Source organism: Paraburkholderia sp. GAS334, from assembly GCF_050436625.1.
In the GTDB taxonomy this organism is placed as follows: Bacteria; Pseudomonadota; Gammaproteobacteria; order Burkholderiales; family Burkholderiaceae; genus Paraburkholderia.
The window spans coordinates 46,824-64,101 of sequence record NZ_JBNDMO010000015.1 but is presented as its reverse complement, the minus strand read 5'-3'; the positions used below and the strand labels follow the sequence as shown (position 1 = coordinate 64,101).

Annotated in this window: 17 protein-coding genes; 11 read left to right on the top strand and 6 right to left on the bottom strand. The window is 60.9% G+C overall.

Going from position 1 to position 17,278, the window contains the following annotated elements; translation table 11 throughout:
- Positions 1-100 precede the first annotated feature (100 nt).
- Complete coding sequence (locus P3T21_RS24645) at positions 101-1,420, bottom strand: MFS transporter (protein ID WP_429258573.1); 1,320 nt, start codon at positions 1,418-1,420, stop codon at positions 101-103.
- 154 nt (positions 1,421-1,574) lie between these two features.
- Positions 1,575-2,630 carry a 3-keto-5-aminohexanoate cleavage protein gene (locus P3T21_RS24640; protein ID WP_429258572.1) on the bottom strand — a complete coding sequence of 352 codons (1,056 nt, stop codon included), beginning with the start codon at positions 2,628-2,630 and terminating at the stop codon, positions 1,575-1,577.
- A gap of 242 nt (positions 2,631-2,872) precedes the next feature.
- Between P3T21_RS24640 and P3T21_RS24635 the strand changes: the two genes are divergently transcribed.
- From P3T21_RS24635 to P3T21_RS24625, 3 genes are all read left to right on the top strand, one after another.
- Complete coding sequence (locus P3T21_RS24635) at positions 2,873-3,874, top strand: AraC family transcriptional regulator (RefSeq protein ID WP_429258571.1); 1,002 nt, start codon at positions 2,873-2,875, stop codon at positions 3,872-3,874.
- 470 nt (positions 3,875-4,344) lie between these two features.
- Complete coding sequence (locus P3T21_RS24630) at positions 4,345-5,709, top strand: FAD-dependent oxidoreductase (protein WP_429258570.1); 1,365 nt, start codon at positions 4,345-4,347, stop codon at positions 5,707-5,709.
- Positions 5,710-6,001: 292 nt separating this feature from the next.
- On the top strand, positions 6,002-6,319 hold the full coding sequence (locus tag P3T21_RS24625) for a sensor histidine kinase (RefSeq protein ID WP_429258569.1): 318 nt from the start codon (positions 6,002-6,004) through the stop codon (positions 6,317-6,319).
- A 4-nt stretch (positions 6,320-6,323) separates the two neighbouring features.
- Here P3T21_RS24625 and P3T21_RS24620 read toward each other — a convergent pair whose 3' ends face one another.
- On the bottom strand, positions 6,324-7,409 hold the full coding sequence (locus P3T21_RS24620; protein WP_429258568.1) for a LysR substrate-binding domain-containing protein: 1,086 nt from the start codon (positions 7,407-7,409) through the stop codon (positions 6,324-6,326).
- Between P3T21_RS24620 and P3T21_RS24615 the strand changes: the two genes are divergently transcribed.
- The 8 genes from P3T21_RS24615 (at position 7,408) to P3T21_RS24580 (ending at position 15,013) form a co-directional block, all read left to right on the top strand.
- Entirely contained in the window at positions 7,408-7,650 is a 243-nt protein-coding gene (locus P3T21_RS24615; RefSeq protein ID WP_429258567.1) for an aldehyde dehydrogenase family protein, read from the top strand. The genes P3T21_RS24620 and P3T21_RS24615 overlap by 2 nt on opposite strands.
- A 29-nt stretch (positions 7,651-7,679) precedes the next feature.
- Positions 7,680-8,342 carry an NADPH-dependent F420 reductase gene (locus P3T21_RS24610; protein WP_429258566.1) on the top strand — a complete coding sequence of 221 codons (663 nt, stop codon included), beginning with the start codon at positions 7,680-7,682 and terminating at the stop codon, positions 8,340-8,342.
- A gap of 42 nt (positions 8,343-8,384) precedes the next feature.
- A complete protein-coding gene (locus P3T21_RS24605; RefSeq protein ID WP_429258565.1) occupies positions 8,385-9,032 on the top strand; it encodes an NADPH-dependent F420 reductase in 648 nt (215 codons plus the stop codon).
- Positions 9,033-9,104: 72 nt separating this feature from the next.
- The gene (locus tag P3T21_RS24600; RefSeq protein WP_429258564.1) at positions 9,105-10,682 is read left to right on the top strand and encodes a phospholipase D-like domain-containing protein; all 1,578 of its coding nucleotides are present in this window, start codon (positions 9,105-9,107) and stop codon (positions 10,680-10,682) included.
- Between the two features lie 380 nt (positions 10,683-11,062).
- Positions 11,063-11,764 carry an AraC family transcriptional regulator gene (locus P3T21_RS24595; RefSeq protein ID WP_429258563.1) on the top strand — a complete coding sequence of 234 codons (702 nt, stop codon included), beginning with the start codon at positions 11,063-11,065 and terminating at the stop codon, positions 11,762-11,764.
- Between the two features lie 198 nt (positions 11,765-11,962).
- Positions 11,963-12,718 (top strand): DUF1326 domain-containing protein, encoded by a 756-nt coding sequence (locus tag P3T21_RS24590; RefSeq protein ID WP_429258562.1) that lies wholly within the window; start codon positions 11,963-11,965, stop codon positions 12,716-12,718.
- A 28-nt stretch (positions 12,719-12,746) separates the two neighbouring features.
- Positions 12,747-13,535 (top strand): DUF2182 domain-containing protein, encoded by a 789-nt coding sequence (locus P3T21_RS24585; RefSeq protein ID WP_429258561.1) that lies wholly within the window; start codon positions 12,747-12,749, stop codon positions 13,533-13,535.
- A gap of 1,022 nt (positions 13,536-14,557) precedes the next feature.
- Positions 14,558-15,013, top strand: coding sequence for a hypothetical protein (locus P3T21_RS24580; protein ID WP_429258560.1), 456 nt, complete (start codon positions 14,558-14,560; stop codon positions 15,011-15,013).
- Positions 15,014-15,831: 818 nt separating this feature from the next.
- Here P3T21_RS24580 and P3T21_RS24575 read toward each other — a convergent pair.
- The 3 genes from P3T21_RS24575 to P3T21_RS24565 form a co-directional block, all read right to left on the bottom strand.
- Complete coding sequence (locus P3T21_RS24575) at positions 15,832-15,993, bottom strand: hypothetical protein (protein WP_429258559.1); 162 nt, start codon at positions 15,991-15,993, stop codon at positions 15,832-15,834.
- Positions 15,994-16,269: 276 nt separating this feature from the next.
- On the bottom strand, positions 16,270-16,458 hold the full coding sequence (locus P3T21_RS24570; protein ID WP_429258558.1) for a hypothetical protein: 189 nt from the start codon (positions 16,456-16,458) through the stop codon (positions 16,270-16,272).
- An 84-nt stretch (positions 16,459-16,542) separates the two neighbouring features.
- Complete coding sequence (locus tag P3T21_RS24565; protein ID WP_429258557.1) at positions 16,543-17,247, bottom strand: SDR family oxidoreductase; 705 nt, start codon at positions 17,245-17,247, stop codon at positions 16,543-16,545.
- Positions 17,248-17,278 lie beyond the last annotated feature (31 nt).

The following is a 17,278-nucleotide window of genomic DNA, read 5'->3' as shown; positions in this document are numbered from 1 at the left end:
GTTCATTACTCAAACTGCGAATTTGTTTCGCCTGTGATGGGCTGCCCAATTTGCTCTCGGGCGCACTTGCCAGGTCTAAAGCTCGCGGGTGACCGTCGGGTCAGCTCCCGGCCTGCTCACGCAGGGCACTCAAGCGATCGAGGTCGACGCCATAGTTCCGCTTGCCGATGAAGAAGGCGATTGCCGCGACGAGGGGTGCAAACGGCACGAGTTGCAACGCGCCGAGCAGCCCGATCCGGTCGGCCACGATGCCCGTCAGGACGGCAGCGGGTGCCAACCCCAGCAGGTTGTTCGCCAACGTCAGCGTGGCAAACGCCGATGCATGGATCGATGGTGGGGTGAGGTTCGCCACCATCGCACCCGAGGGGCCGGTCGCGCCGGCGCAGAAGAACATGCCGGCGCCGATCACGGCGAGCTGTGCCGGACCCGCCGGCATGCGGAAACCGATCGTGAGCAGCACGAAGCAGATCAGGCAGAAGGCGACAGCAGTGCTCCACTTCCTTTCCCGCGCATGCTTGCTGAGCCGGTCGGCCAGATTTCCGCACACCACCATGCCAAAAGCGGTGGCCAGCACGAACACGGCCGCGCCCATGGCCGCGTTGCCGGCAGACATGCCGTAGTAGCGGTTCAGGAAGCTGGGCATCCACGCCCACACAGCGGCCGGAACCAGCAGATGGATGCCGCTGCCGACGTAGGCACACACGACCGACTTTGTCGAAAAGAGTCCTTGAATCAACGTGCGCAAGCTCATGCACACACCGGCGCCCTGCGTCTGACGGCTCACGTTTGCCGGCTGCAGCGGCGCGATTCGCTTTTCGGTGATGGCAAACCGGTAGAAAACGACCAGCATGATTCCAAGCGCCGCCATTGCGCCGAACGCCGCGCGCCAGCCGAAGCGAGCCGCGACGGCACCGCCTAGCGCCATGCCCAGCACTGAACCAAACGCCCCGCCAGCCATGAACGCGGCGGTGAGCGTAGCGCGCAGCCGTGCCGGAAAGATGCTGAGGACGACTGCGATGCCGACGCTGCCATAGGCGGCTTCACCGATACCGACCAAGGCACGCGCGAGTAGCATCTCGCCATAGTTCGTCGCGAGCGCGCAGCCGAGCGTCGCGAGACTCCACATCGCCGCCATCAGGACAATGCTTTTCACGCGGCCCCAGCGGTCGGCGAGTACCGACAGCGGAAAGGTGAGCACGCCGACCATCAGCGCGACTACGCTGCTGAGCGAACCGAGCCGGGTGTCGGAAAGGTTCCATGCCGCCTTGAGCATCGGAAACACCGCATTCAACACCTGCCGCGACATGTAGTCGGATAGCAGCAACCCCACCGTCAGGACAAACACCACCCACGCATACGCGTGCACGCCTTTTTGCGTCGTCGAAACATCGGCCGTCATGGGCTCGGCATGCGTGAACATGAGTTGTCTCCTTCGTGTCCAGCTCGTTGGCGACCGCCTTTGCCCCGCAGGACAAAGGCAGCCTTTATGGATACTGCAAAACTCTCCCCGGCTTGCCGGCGAGCCCTACCTTTGAAGCCCGACGTCCGCGAAACGTCAGCCGCGCTTCAATCCCTTACGCCGCGCGCAGCGGCAGATTCTTCACACCGGCCTTGCGATTCGGCGCCATGCCGTTGGCCGTGAGTGTCTCGTCGACCGTCTTGTACTGCACACCAATCTTGTAGATCTCGCGCGCCTCCTTGCCGCTCGCGATTTCACGGCCCAGTTCGTGCGCCACGCGCACACACTGCTCGATCTGCTGCACCGAAGTCATCCGGTTGCCGTGCTGGTCGATGATCGTGTCCTCGATGCCGCAGCGCGGATGCAGGCCCATGGCCATCGCCATCATGTTGAACGGCAGGACGTTCTTCAGCAGCGACTCGGCCGTGACCGTGCCACCGTCCGGCGCACGGTGGACGAAGTTGAAGAAGTTGTGCGGGTTCGGACCGTCGAAGCCGCCGCCGATGCCGATCCACGTCAGGTTCAGCGGCCCCTTGTAGACGCCCTTGCGCACCAGGCGGTCGAGCGTTTCGAGCGCATGGATACCCGTAAGCTGGAAGTGCGGCTGGATGCCCGAGGCCTGCAGGCGGCGCAGATGCTCCTCAACCCAGGCCGGACCCGCGGGCACCGTCATTTCGCTGTAGGCGGCCATAAGCCCAGGATTGGACAGCGACGTGCCTTCCAGGTACTCCGGATAGAGCAACTCCATGATGTTCATCTGCGTGGTATTGATCGCGACCGTCACCTGATCGGGCTTCGGGTCGAGATCGGCTAGCATGTGACGCGTGTCGTCGGACAGCCACTTCGCGGCCTGGCCGTCGTCTTCCGGTGCAAACGAGATCGAGCCACCCACCTGGATGATCATGTCCGGCACGGCCGCACGCACACCCGCGATCAGTTCATTGAACTTCGACAGGCGCTTGGAGCCCTTGCCATCCAGTTCGCGCACATGCAGGTGCAGCACGGTCGCGCCGGCCTCGTAGCAGTCGACGGCCTTCTGGATCTGCTCCTCCATCGTTACCGGAATGTCTTCCGGAAAGTCCTCGGGCATCCATTCCGGGCCATACGGAGCGGTCGTGATGACAACCTTGTCCTGGTTCTCAGGGTGCAGCGAATCGTCGAGGAATTGCATCGTGTTCTCCAATATGAGTACGGTATTCCGACGCTCGCGACACGGCTGGCCGCATGAAGACTGGTCGGAACATGATGAACCGGTGAGATCCCACGATACGGCAATGCTGCGCTACACTTTTGTGATTGGGCGCCATTCTTTTAGCATTTCATGCCACTACGCGTTAACACCGGTGCGTGCGGTAGACATTCCAATACCAGACGCAGGGAGGCCGCCTGCGAGACGTATGCGGAGACAAAGCGATGGAAACGATGTTGCGCTCGGTAGCCATGAGCGGCTATTTCGATGTGACGCGGCGGGTCGGACTGAACCCGGTCGAGCTTGCACAGCAGGTCGGGATCGATACCGCGGCGCTTGCGAATCCGGACGATCGCGTTCCGGCAACCGCCGCGTGCCGGCTGCTGGAACTTACGGCCGAAAGGGCGTCGTGCCCGACTTTCGCGCTACAGATGGCCGAGACCCGGCAGAAGTTCGGTACCGGTGTGGTCAATGTCCTGCTCGCACATAAACGCACGCTGCGCGAGGTATTACTGGCCGCAGCCGAATACCGGCATCTACTGAACGAAGCCCTGGCTGTGCACATCGAGGACGCGGGTGGAACGGTCACCATCCGGGAAGAACTGGTCGTGGAACCGGGCACCCCGACGAATCAGGCGATCGAACTCGCGGTCGGCGTGCTCGCGCGCCACTCCAGCGCCCTGCTCGGCGATCACTGGAAACCGCGCTCGGTCCATTTCACTCATCAAGGACCGCAGGACTTGACGTTTCATCGACGGTTCTTCGGCTGTCCGTTGGAGTTCCGCAGTGATTTCAATGGCTTCGTGTGTGCGGCCGCCGATCTCGACTACCCGAATCCCGCTGCTGACCCGGAACTGGTGCGATATGCCGAGAGCCTCGCTGATTCACTCAATGTGACGGGTGCCGATTCGACCGCGCTGGAAGTGCGCAAGGCGATCTACCTGCTGCTGCCCCTCGAGCAGGCCACCGTCGAACTGGTTGCCCGCCATTTGCGTCTGAGCGTTCGCACCATGCAGCGCCAGCTTGAACTGACGCATACCAGCTTCTCGCGTCTGGTCGAGGAAGTCAGGTGCGAACTTGCCGTACGCTATATGAGCAACCCGCGCTATCCGATCGGGCGGGTTTCCGCACTGCTAGGCTATTCACAGCAGGCTTCCTTCACGAACTGGTTTAACGCACGCTTCGGCGTCACGCCGCGTGACTGGCGCAACAGCCGTTTGAAATGATGGCTCTGCGCATTGGGCCTTCGAAGGATTCGGTCGCACGCTTGCTCGAACAGCTGGGAATCCAGCTGCAGGTCGCTCGCTGATGACCATCGAACCGTCGACCGGTCGGTCGTGAGAGCGTCGTCGCCAGGCGTGAGCTGGAGGCGATGCAACAGGCGCCGCAGCCGTGTCCGTACGACGTCTTCGCAGGTTTCCGGCCACAACATGGCTGCGACGACGTCGCGCCCGACTGAGCCCTGCGCTTCGGCAAGGTAGATCAGCAGGGCGAGACCCTTGCGCAAGGTCAGCGGGCACAGCCGGCCGTCCCGACAGATCTCCGGAAATCCAGGCGTGCGCACGCTGAACAGAGCCATCGTGATGCACCCTCAATGACGGCGTCCAGGGGACGCTCAGGGGACGAGCCGATGCTACCATGCACTGCAGATGATCGTCGCCGGACTCACCGCGACAGATTGAGCTGGAGGATTGCCATGAAGAACCTGGGCGAGCATGCGATCGTGATCGGCGCCAGCATGGGTGGGCTGTTGGCTGCTCGCGCACTATCGGACTTCTATACCACTGTCACCGTGCTCGAGCGCGATACGTTTCCGTCAGCCGACACGCCGCGCAAGGGCGTCCCGCAGGGTCGCCACACCCATGGGCTTCTTGCGCGCGGCAGCGCGGTACTCGAGCAATTCTTCCCAGGATATAACAACGAGGTTGTCGCGCAAAGCGGCGGGTTGCTTGGCGATGTCGCCAACGATGTGACCTGGATAGGTCGCAACGTTACGCTTGCTAATGGCAGGAGCGACCTGATCGGCCTGCTTGCCAGTCGTCCCGTGCTCGAAGGCCATCTGCGCCGACGGCTCCTGGCGTTGCCGAACGTGCGCGCCATAGAGAATTGCGCTGTGCGAGGTCTTATCAGTGATCCCGCCAGCAAGAGCGTGACCGGTGTGCGCGCGCGGATCGAGGACAAGCCGGAAGAGACCGTCAGCGCGGACCTTGTCGTCGATGCGACTGGCCGCGGCTCATCGAGTGCGGCGTGGCTCGAAGCGCTCGGCTACCAACCTCCCGCCGACGAAAAGGTCGAGATCGGCATTGGCTACATGACCCGTACCTATCGACGTCGGCCGACTGATCTTGGCGGTAAGCTCGGCATAGTTATCGCCGGTAGTGCGCCGACCTGGCGGAACGGCGCCATGCTCGCGCAGGAGCGCGACAGCTGGATCATCAGTGCCGGCGGTTTTCTTGGCGACGACGCACCCGACAACGATCAAGGCTTTCTCGCGTATCTGGCGACCCTGCCGACCATGGCGATTCACGACTTTGTGGCAAGCGCGGAGCCGCTAACCGCTTACAGGCGCTACCGTTACGTCTCCAACCTGCGCCGGCGGTACGAGAAGCTCGCCCGCTTCCCCGAGAACTACCTGGTTTTCGGCGACGCCATCTGCAGCTTCAACCCGGTGTACGGGCAAGGCATGACGGTCGCGGCGCAGGAGGCGCTCACGCTGCAACAGTGCCTGCGCGCGGGCTCGAACGATCTTGCGCGGCGATTCTTCAGGGCGGTTTCCAGGATCGTCGACATTCCGTGGGACATCGCGGTTGGCAACGACCTCCGCCATCCGCAAGTCAAGTGCGCCCGCCCGCCGATGCTGCGTTTCATCAACTGGTACATCGGCAAGCTTCATCTTGCAGCGACGCGCGACAGCACGCTGGCGACTGCATTCCTTAAGGTTGTGAACCTGATGATTCCTCCACCGGCGCTGCTCAACCCTGCGATCGTCTGGCGGGTCTGGCGGGGCAACCGGAGGTCTGTGCTAGCGGCTTCCTCGCCTGCAATCGGGCGAGCCGCCTGACAACGAGAGTATTGAACTGGCGTAGCCTGGGAAAGCTCCGGTCTCAATGAAGTGCGCGCGGCTGTCACCAATATTGTGAGAGACGGACAACGCGCTGCTCAGATCATCGGCAGGATCCGCACACAATTCGAGAAGGGCGCCCTGAATCGAGAGGTCTTTGGTGTAAGCGAGATTATTCGAGAAACCGTCGGCCTCCTGCGCAGCGAGGCAGTGCGATACAACATATCGGACGGAACTGGCAGCCGATCTTCCTCAGATCGTCGGAGATCGCGTGCAATTGCAGCAGGTCGCGATGAATCTGATCGTCAACAGCATCGAAGCGATGAAGGACGTTGATGGAATACGAGAGATGGTCATCAAGTCGCAGCGGGCTGAAAACGAGCAGATTCATGTTTCAGTCAGTGATACCGGCATAGGGGTTCCGCCGCAGTTCGCGGAACAGATTTTCGATCCGTTCTTTACAACTAAACCCCACGGCACAGGCATGGGGCTTCGCATCAGCCGTTCAATCGTTGAGTCGCATGGCGGGCGCTTGTGGGTCGCCGGCGCCCCTGGGCGCGGTGCAACTTTTCAGTTCACCCGGCCCGCTACGGTTGCGGACCGTGGTTAATTAATCAAGCACGGATGTCCGGACCAGGCGACGTCGTCCCAGTGACTGCCTGGCCCCTCTGCCGAACGAGCGCGCCGGAATGCCTGACGACCTCACTGTCCCGAACCTCCCCAACAACGAACTCGACGAATGCCGCGACGCGCGGCGGCAGGTGTTTCCTTGCAGCGTAATAAATACAGATGTCGCTACGCTTTGCACTAAATTTCGCCAGCACCCACTTCAACCTGCCTGCGGCAATCAGCGCAGCCGCATGATGTACGCCTAACAGTGCAATCCCGCACCCGGCCACCGCGAGTTCCGTCAACGCCTCGGTATCGGTCACGACGAGCCGGGCGTGAGGCTGGAATACCACCTCCCTGTTTCTCGACCGCAATTTCCATGTCTCAATTCTTCCCGAAGTCGGGGACCGGAACAAAATGAGTTCGTGGCGCTCCAGTTCCTCGACGGAAAGCGGTTCGCCGCGCTGCTCCAGGTAAGCGGGTGCCGCGCAAAGAATGAGCGTTAACGGCGCGAGGGTGCGCGCGACCACGCTGGAATCCGTATCGTGCAGTTGTCCGATCGCGCAGTCATATCCTTCCGAGATCAGGTCCACATGGCGATTCTCAAAACGCAGATCGAGCGTGACCTGCGGGAAGCGCTCTCGAAACCTGTTCAATACCGGTAGTAGCGCGACGCGGCTGAATGCGATCGGCAACGATACCTTGACGAGCCCGCTGACCCGGGTTTCAACAGAAGACAAGGCCGCGATTGCGTCTTCGATCTGCTGCGCCGGCTGGAGCACCATCGCGTACAGGCGGCGCCCCTCCTCCGTGACCGCCAGGTGGCGGGTGGTGCGCTGGAAGAGCCGGCAGCCCAGCAACGCCTCGAGCATGCCAATCTGTTTGCTTACCGCGCCAGGTGTCACGCCCAGCTGACGGCCTGCCGCGGAAAAGTTCGTCGACTCGACCGTCGCTGCGAACGTTTTCAAGGCCCTGAACAGATCGATCGAACTGCCTCCGTCAGTTTTCATTTTGCACCGCCGCTCACAACTGTTTAGACGTTTCATAGCATAGACCAGCATCGTCGCCGCGCCGAGAATGAGCTTCACCATGCAACCGTCAGGCGTTCGAAATGGTGGACTCGCGTCCGGAATTCAAACCCGGAATCTGGGCCGGGCGCTGCGCCTCGCGGACCGCATCAACGCCGGCACAGTGTGGATCTACACGTGGCACAAGTACCATCCGAACGGACCATTTGGCGGATGCAAGATGTCCGGCTATGGACGCGAGCAAGCCGCCGAGGCGCTTGAGAGCTACACGCAGTACAAGTCCATCTGGGCGAACATCGCCTGAGATCTGCCGTATCTGAAGGAGACGCGATCGTGAAAATCGGAATCATTGGTGCAGGCAACGTGGGAACCGGTCTGACGAAGCATCTCGTACCCGCCGGTCATTCAGTGATGCTGAGCTTCAGTCTCGACATGGAAAAGCTGGGAATGACCGCGGCCGCGCTCGGCGCAAGCGTTGGCACGGTAGATGAAGCGGTGCGGTTCGCGGAGGTGGTGGTGCTGGCCACGCCCTGGACCGCCGCCTCTGACGCCCTCAGGCAGGTTGGCGACGCATCGCAGAAAAAAATCTTATGGGATTGCACCAATGCGCTGAAGCCCGACATGAGCGGCTTGCTCGTAGGGACCAACACCTCCGGCGCGGAAGAGATCGCCAGACTCGCACCGTGGGCAACGGTAGTCAAGGCGATCCCGCCGTTTGCAGAAATGCTGCATTCGCCCAGCATGCTGATTGGCGGCAAACGCGCGGGCGTGTTCGTCTGCGGTGATGACAGCGAAGCGCGGGCTGCGGTCGCGAAGCTGGTGAGCGACATCCAGGCCGAGCCGGTCGATGCCGGACCGCTTGTTCTTGCCCGCTACGTGGAACCCGCGGCCATGCTGCTGGTGCAACTGGCTTACACACGCGGGTTTGGCACCCGGGTCGGGCTGTCGTTGATGCGGGAAACAACCGGGAACCCAACGCATGAGAGAGACTCTTGAGAACCGGAGTAGCGATGTTCACAACCTCTCGCGGAGGACGAAATGAAAGTAGGCATATTGGGATCAGGAGATGTTGGCCGGGCGCTGGGCGCGGGCTTCCTCAAGCATGGCCATGACACGATGCTGGGCACGCGGGATCCGCGAAAGAAAGAGGTACAGGACTGGGTTCGTCAAAACACCGGAGCCAAAGCGGGAACGTTCGACGAAGCCGCGCGGTTCGGCGAAATCGTCGTGCTGGCCGTGCTCGGCCGGATTGCCGCAAGCGTAATCGAGCTTGCGAGACCGGAGAATCTCGCCGGCAAGACGGTCATCGACGCGACCAACCCGCTTGCCGACGAGCCGCCGGTCAATGGGGTTCTGCAATATACGACGGGACCGAATGAGTCACTCGGCGAGTGGATTCAGGCGAAGATTCCTCAAGCCCATGTGGTGAAGGCCTTCAACAGTGTCGGAAATGCGCTGATGGTCAATCCTCACTTTGAGCAAGGCACCCCGACCATGTTCCTGTGCGGCAACGACGACGGTGCGAAGGACCAGGTAGGCGGGATCATCCGGCAGTTCGGGTGGGAACCCTACGATTGCGGGAGCATCGCATCGGCTCGATCGATCGAGCCGCTGTGCATGCTGTGGTGCCTCCCGGGATTCCTCAGGGGCGACTGGCACCACGCGTTCAGGATGCTGACTCACTGAGGAACGAGCGATGCAACCACTTCGAGTTCCGTTGAAAAGTGATCCGGGGTTGACGCTGGAGGGAGAGACTACATGACGAGTTGCACACTCGCGGCAAATGAAACGCCTGCAAAGTGCGTCCCCATCGTCATTTGGGTCGTTCACGTCGCGTTGTCCCTATTGCTTCTGGCATGCGCAAACCCACCGATCCAGGCGAACAGGTCTGTAACGCTATCAACAGACAAATTGGGTCCGAGCGCGATTCAAAGCATCGCCACTCACTCGCTGGACGACACCGGGGCATCAGGCTTCCAGTTGCTTCCCGTCGCATCAAACGCCTATGCGACGCGTATCGAGCTGGTGACGCAAGCACAGCGCAGTCTGGATGTTCAATACTATCTGGTGGGCAATGACGATGTCGGACACGGCTTCCTGCGAGCCCTGAGAGACGCCGCCATGCGCGGGGTGCGAGTGCGCCTCCTTGTCGACGACCTTTACACAACTGGAGAGGACCCGATCCTTTCCTTATTGAGCAAACACCCCAACGTCGAGGTACGGCTGTTTAACCCGTTCACTGCAGGACGGAGTTCGACGCTCTCCCGGTTCCTGCTTGAATTGAACCGTGTGTCAGAACTCGACCACCGGATGCACAACAAGATGTTCGTGGCCGACGGCGCCGTGGCCATACTCGGCGGCCGGAACATGGCCGACGAATACTTCATGCGTCGTCAGGACGGCAACTTTGTAGACCTGGACGTTCTTGCTGTGGGTTCGATAGTTGGACAAGTGGAAACGACTTTTGACACTTACTGGAATAGCGCAATTGTGTATCCACTCTCCGTCGTGGTCGACGCGGCTGCAGTACCCGACAACCCATTCGATGCATTTGAACAGCTCACCTCCAACGTAACGCCTGCGCCGATAGACAATGTTCCGGAACCTATGTTGCGGTACGCCCGGACAGTACAGCAACTGAGAAGCGGCAAGCTGGAACTCACAAAAGCCAATGCTGAGCTTTTCGCCGACCCCGTTGACAAGGGAACAAGAACTGGCGATCCGGGCATGACGACGGTTCGTGACCACTTTCAGGCTACCGTTGGCAAGGCAACTCACGATGTCACATTGATTTCCCCTTACTTCATTCCAGGTAAGGCCGGCGTCGAGCGAATGAAAGCGGCCAGGTCACGGGGCGTCGAAATAACGGTACTTACAAATTCACTCGCATCGAACGACGTCACGCTTGCGCATCTCGGATACTCGCGCTACCGCGAGGACATGGCTCGAATCGGGGTAAGACTTTTTGAGTTGAGCCCCAAGCTGGCTCACGACCGGAACCTGCTGGGACGATTCAGCACTTCCCTCGGCAAGCTCCACGGAAAGGTGGCGTTAATCGACAAACGCTACCTCTTCGTTGGCTCCATGAATCTTGACGACCGGTCGGAGTACAAGAACACAGAAGTAGCGATTCTGATAGACAGCCCGGACCTCTGCGCGCAAATCAACTCGTTTCTCGACTTCGACAGCGCCTATCGAGTTGTTCTTTCGCCTGACGGAAACTTGCAGTGGCGCGCCTGGAATGGCGACACATTCGACCACGATCCCGAGACAAGTGTGTTGAAACGGTTTGAAATCCGGGCGCTTCGTCCATTTGTGCCGGATAGTGAATTGTAATCGCATCAGTTACATAACAATCTCAACCAGAGCCGCTACAGTAGTGTCTGGATAGACTGAGCGCTATCGAGCGTTTTGGCAGTTCCCGTGTATGGCCGAAAGCGTCTGTTGCCATGTGCTGCCGTCCTGTGCGGACTGGCCATCGTCAATTAAAGGTCTCGGCAGCGTAAGATGCCTTTTTCCGTCGCGATCTTGACCGTGCTGCTTGCGTCGTCGTCGATCTGCACGTCGTCGAAGTTCTTTACTTACGCAATCCTGCGCGCGCCTCACCCGTGAACCCGTGAGGAGGTCCCTCTGGATCGACGACGGATGGAAACGGATTGGTGGTTTTTGGTTGGGCGCGACCGCGCCGCAATGGCAGAACGGCGTTGGTGTTCCCTATGAAGCTGCGAGCACCCATTCTTGCTCACGGCATCCGTTCAATCCATAATCAATTGACCAAATATCCTATTGAATCGTACATATTTTCCATGGACCCGCTTTCCGACGTGTTCTCCCTGCTGAAGGTCAAAAGCGTGCTTTCGGCGCGCTTGATCAGGGCAGAGACAGAGTCAGTTCGGCCTGGAGCGGCAGCGATGGCGGACAGCATCGCGAATATTGTGCTGGTGAACATCCTGCGGGCTCATCTTGCCGCCAGCCCGAGGTCAGCGGGCTGGCCAGGCGCGTTGTCGGTTCCAAGGATCGGCTCCGCGCCAGGGATGGTGCACGAAGAAATCGCACGTCGCTGGAAGGTGGAGGAACTGGCGTCGAAGGTCGGCATGTCACGCACCGCGTTCATCGAGCGCTTCAAAGATCTCGTGGGGTTGCCTCCAGTGGAATATCTGATCCGCTGGCGCATGACGATCGCGAGGGACGCCTTGAAGACGGGCAACGACAATCTCTCGAGCATCGCCGCCGCCGTCGGCTACGCGTCCGAAACCACTTTTGTTCGACTTTCAAAAAGATGTTTGGTCAGAGCCCCAGCCGGTATCGATCGGAAGCACGAAGCAAGGTTTGAATGCCACGGGCCGGTTTTCCGCGCCGATAGCCACCGCACTGCTGGATGGACCTGGCAGGCATCGGTCTTTGCAATCAACGAATAGTCAGCCCTCGTTCTCGCTAACTGGTTACTGGGTACCCCTTGAGCAGGCGCATGACGGCCTTGACGTCAACAGCCAGGGCCTGGCTCGCTGGCTGCAAGATACGCCCTGCTCGCCAGTTGTCAGCCGCCTTTGCCGGTCCCTGGCTCCCCTTGTGGTACGAGGCTGGCTGTCGCGCTATCGCCTACACTGGAATCACGCGTGAACAGCGCCGTCCGTAACTACGAATTGCGCGTCGGTTATCAGAACGGGTCACTCCCGACTCTCGCACGGATCGCCGGGCACGAACTCCCGGCAGACCCGGCCATCTCTTTCGAGGAAGACATCATGGCTACCGCATGGAGAATGAAAGGGGACTATCTCAAGAACTGCAACTGCATTCCCACCTGTCCATGCGACACAGTCGGTGTGCCCTATCCCAACAAGGGGTGCGAAGGGGTAGCGGCCATGCGGATCACCGAGGGGTCCTTCGGAGGCATCCGTCTGGATGGCCTGGTGTGGGTGGCCACCTACCACTGGCCCGGCGCGCTGCACGAGGGCAACGGTACGATGCAGCCGCTTATCGATGAACGTGCCACCGCGGAACAGCGCGACGCGCTGCTGCAAATCCTCAGCGGCCAGCACGGCGGCACCTTCTTCGAGATCCTGGCGTCGATCGTCACCACCTTCCTCGATCCGCAGTTTGTTCCCATCACGTTTGAGTTTGACCAGCGAAACCGCAAGGCTCACGTGCTCGTCCAGGGCATTGTGGAAACTGAGTCGGCACCACTCGTCGTGCCCGCCACCGGCGAAGAACAACGGGTCGTGGTACAGCTTCCGAACGGTTTCGAATACAGGGAGATGGAGGTTGCCCGGACCGTCACGCTAATCGGGACCGGTGCGATCAAGTTCAACCACACGGGTACGCACAGCTCGCTGGCTCAGGTCGAGCACACGCCGACCGGACTGGCCGCCTGATCTCGAACCTGTCCTTTGGGGCGTGGCTGTGGCGAGTAACAAGCCGTCTGAAACCGGGCCGACCACCGAGCGTCGAATCATTCTCGCCGGGCTCTTTGGCATGTGCGCGCTAGCGTGGTTGTACGTGCTGTATATGGGCTGGGGTATGGAGCACATGGACGCGGGCGCGGACATGGCGATCATGCCTGGGATGGCGGCATGGAACGGCGTCGACGTGTTCCTTGTATTCGCGATGTGGGCCGTCATGATGGTCGCCATGATGTTGCCTTCCGCCACGCCCATGATCCTGGTGTTTGCAGCGGTCAACCAGCGTCGGCGCGCGCAATCAGAACCTCACGTCCACCCCGCTGCGTTCGTGGCCGGGTACATCGCCATCTGGACGGCCTTCAGCGGAATTGCCGCCCTTGCCCAATGGGGTCTTCTCGAAGCACGGCTTGTCTCGCCGATGATGGCGAGCACGAGTCCCGCTCTGGGAGGAGGACTTCTCATCTGTGCGGGCGCGTATCAGTTCACGCCCTTGAAACATGCCTGCCTCTCCAGGTGCCGTTCGCCACTCTCGTTCATCATGACCGAGTGGCGAGCCGGCGTTGGTGGCGCATTTATCATGGGCCTGCGTCATGGGCTCTATTGCACGGGCTGCTGCTGGCTGCTGATGGCGCTGCTTTTCGTCGTTGGCGTGATGAACCTGCTCTGGATCGCCGCGCTGGCGGCGGTGATTCTGCTGGAGAAAACGCTGCCGAATGTACGCTGGTTATCTATCGCAATCGGTCTTTTGCTGATCGGGTGGGGGATCGGCGTGCTGCGGCAGGCTTTCTGAGACTGTCAGTCGGACCAGCGGGGACCAGCCAGACATAGATAGGGCTTCAACGCTTGCGCTACCTCCACAGTTGCTCCTGTCGCTTCCGGATCCTGACATCGTCCGCCGCCCTTTAAAGGACGGTCCGCAACGTTCTCAAGGGAACTCATGGTGCGCCGGCACCTTCATTTACGGAGCGGGGCTTTCTGCGGATGACCGCTTGAATCACGGCTTGCAGCTCACCACAAGCTTTCTGGTCATGACGTTGCCAGACTCCGTATATGTCTTCTTCTCCTGACGGTCGACGACGTCGTATCCGCCTGGGCAAGCTGTCACGGCAGCCTTGTCGCAGGTCTTCCACGTAAGCAGAATGCCGTTACAGGAGATGGCGGCTCCTTCGCGTCCGTTCGCTGTCCGCGTGTGGTTGACGCTTGCTCCGCAACCGGCCAGGACAACCACGAGAAGAATTGCGATGCTTCGCATGACATTCCCTTCGATATGGGTCAGTTGCCAGATTAGACCATGACGATGCATTCCAGCGATTCCCAAAGCGGCCGGTCCCTGGCGAAATGCAGCATTCCGAGCAGGTGCCGACTACTCACATGCGGCGCGCTTGCTGAACCATCGCGTCCGCGAAGTCGGCGCCAACGACATCGGCGCCTCGACGCGCCGCCGCCCGCGAGATAGCCGGGCCCTGCCGCGACGTCAAGAAACTGGACGCCCGCACGGACCTCGAGCGCATCGAGCAGTGCACATTGGACTACGCGGTCAATTCGCCAAAATACGAATGATATGTCTGTGCGGCTGTTTCCCAGTGTTGTGATCCACCCGACAGGACGCGCCGGTCTGGTGGGCATCGCCAGTCACCTGGTCCGTTTCGGGGCTCGTCGCACACGTCACTCAGGCGATTTATCCCTGCGCTTACGGCCAGTCAGGTTCGAATGGCAAACCGCGTCGAAGGTCGGCATAGCCTGTGCTTAGAGCCTCTGCGTGCGTGACATGTCCACGTCAACACCCATTTCCTCAGGTAGGAGAGAACCGCAATGAAACGTTCAGATCGACGAGCCGGATTGATCACGGCTACCTTGGCAGCCTTGACGCTCGGAACGTATGGCCATGCCACTTTCGCCGCCACCGACGGCGAGCTCTCTTACGAAACAAGGATCGAGACCACGATGTCGCGCAATGCGACGACGCCCTGCGAAGAACAGGCGAGCAGCGCGAAATCCCAGCTTACCCTGCTCGTCCAGCCTCCGGCCGGCAACACGCTGCGGCTCACTTATCTTCCAGCTGCCGGATGGAAGCTCGATACCCCCGATGCAACACCCAGGGCAAACCAGGCCCGGGTCACGCCCGTAGGGTCACCACGACATGAAGAGAACCGCGGCATAAGCGAGCCAATGACCGTATTCATTGACGGTCCAACCGGCTACACCTACCTCTGGATTCAGGACCAGGGCTGGAAGTTTGCCGGCCGCATCACGGACCGGATTCAATGAGCGTCGCGCGAGATTCGGGCTGCGCCTGTGAAGCGCCGGCACTAGCAGAGGCGCCATATCGTATGCGATGTCGTCCGCTTCGGATGGTGCCCCGCTCTGGAAGAAAGCCGGTACCTGCGTACCTTGCGCTTGTCGCTGCCGTCATATTGGTTGTTGTTCAGCCCGCCCGGGCGGACGCCGTCGGGGACGCGGCGCCCCCGCTCACCGACCCCGGCATCATCAGCGCCTGGCGGACGCTGCGCGCCGCCGACTGCGCCCGTTGCCACGGCAAGGATTACGAAGGGTTGGCAGCCCCCTCCATCGTCGACTACGCGCGAACCCAGAGCTGCGAGACATTTGCCCGAATGGTCCTGGACGGAGATGGGGCCCGCGGGATGCCGGCATATCGCCTCAATCCGTCGATTGCTGATCACCTCGACGACATCCGCCGATACTTTATGGGCCGGGCCGATCGGACTATCCAGGCAGAGTCGCGCCCTTAGCGATAGCGCTAACGAGTAATACGCCTGCGCACACGCCTGGCCCGATGTTGTGTGACTCAAAGGTATTGGAGTCGTCTCATGTCAGCGCGAAAGCGGTCGGCCACAAATTGCTGCTCAGCGGCTGAAACTGGCCCGCATGTCGCCTTCAGCCAATTGCCAGAACTTCCATGTCGAGCATGGATCGCCGTCCGTATCAGGCATTCTTGTAGACCGGCTTGCGAGTTCAAGGAATGCCGCCATCCCTTCCTTCTGTTCCTCCAGCACGACGGCGGCACCGAAGTGAAGTCGAGCGGATCGAAAGAGCAACCTGTATGTCGCATCATCTGATTACCCCTATTACTTGCCATCGCGCATCGGCATGAGCCGGCCGAAAAACACTGTGGCCAGAACGGCGAGCGCGAAGGCAAGCGTGCTGGGACGCAGCGGTTCGCCGAGTAGTGGCGCAGAAAAAATCAATGCGAGAAATGGCTGCAGTAACTGGATTTGACTGACGCGCAACGTCCCTCCCTAGGCCAAGCCACGGTAACCATGGGCGAATTTCAGGCCGGCGAGATTGCCGTCATCGACCGGCCTGCATCGTGAGAATCAACGACTGGATAAATGGAGTGGTCCCGATATCTGGTCAAGCACCAGAAACTTCAGCCAGCTCGCGGTGGCCCGCCGCTGTGCGCGCCATTGAACTGGGACAGCACACGTTTCATCGCGACGTCGGACTCGTGCATCGCGCAAGCGGGAGTCTGAGCGAACCGGCCCGGTTGCTCACCAGGCTTATCGTCAGTATGGCGGGGCAACCCGCTGAAGAAGAAGATCGAGCTTTCGAAGCTTGAACAGCTGATTCGCGATCATTCCGCCAAAGTACTCCGACAGGTTGATCGGATAGGGATGACCTTGATCTGCAGCGATCGTATTGTTGTAGTTGTCGATTGCATCCTGTGACGGGTGGTGACCATCGCGGGCGAGCACGGGGCATCATTGACGTCACCGCCTGACCCGACAGGCCTGCCCGTCGCGTGCGAACGCGCGCGACGGGCGAGCGCTCCGGTGCCGTCAGTGCTGCGTCGCGTCGTTCAGATAGACGCCCGCCGACAGCCCGGCCTTCACCTGCCGCGTGAACTCGTCGGTGGACACTTCCTCCGCGCCGGCCTCGATCGCGTCGTACGCCTGGCGCACGACGTCGGCCGGCGTCGCCTTCGGCACTTCCAGCCCGCGCGTCAGATCCGTATCGATAAAGCCGGCATGCAGCCCGACGACCTGCGTGCGTTGCTCGCGCAGCGATTGGCGCAGGCCGTTGGTCAGCGCCCACGCGGCCGACTTCGACACGCCGTAGCCCGACAGGATCGGCCGGTTCACCCAGCTCGCGACGGACAGCACGTTCAGGATCGCGCCGCCGCCGTTGCCGGCGAGGCTCCCCGCGAACGCCTGCGACATCGCCAGCATCCCGAACACGTTGGTTTCGAAGTGATCGCGCAACGCGTCGAGCGCGCCGTCGTCCGTCAGGCTGCCGAGCCGCGCGATGCCCGCGTTGTTGATCAGCAGCGTGACGTCGCGCGCCGCGTCGGCGGCCGCGGCCACGGCCGTCGGATCGGTCACGTCGAGCTTCACGGGCACCACGCCCGGCAGCGTCACGCTAGCCGGATCGCGCGCGCCCGCATAAACCTTCCGCGCCCCTCTTTCGAGCGCCTGTTTCGCGAACTCGAGGCCAAGCCCGCGGTTCGCGCCCGTCACGAAAACGACAGCACCTTCAATCTTCATAATCCTTCCTTTCGCATGATGAATCGCATGC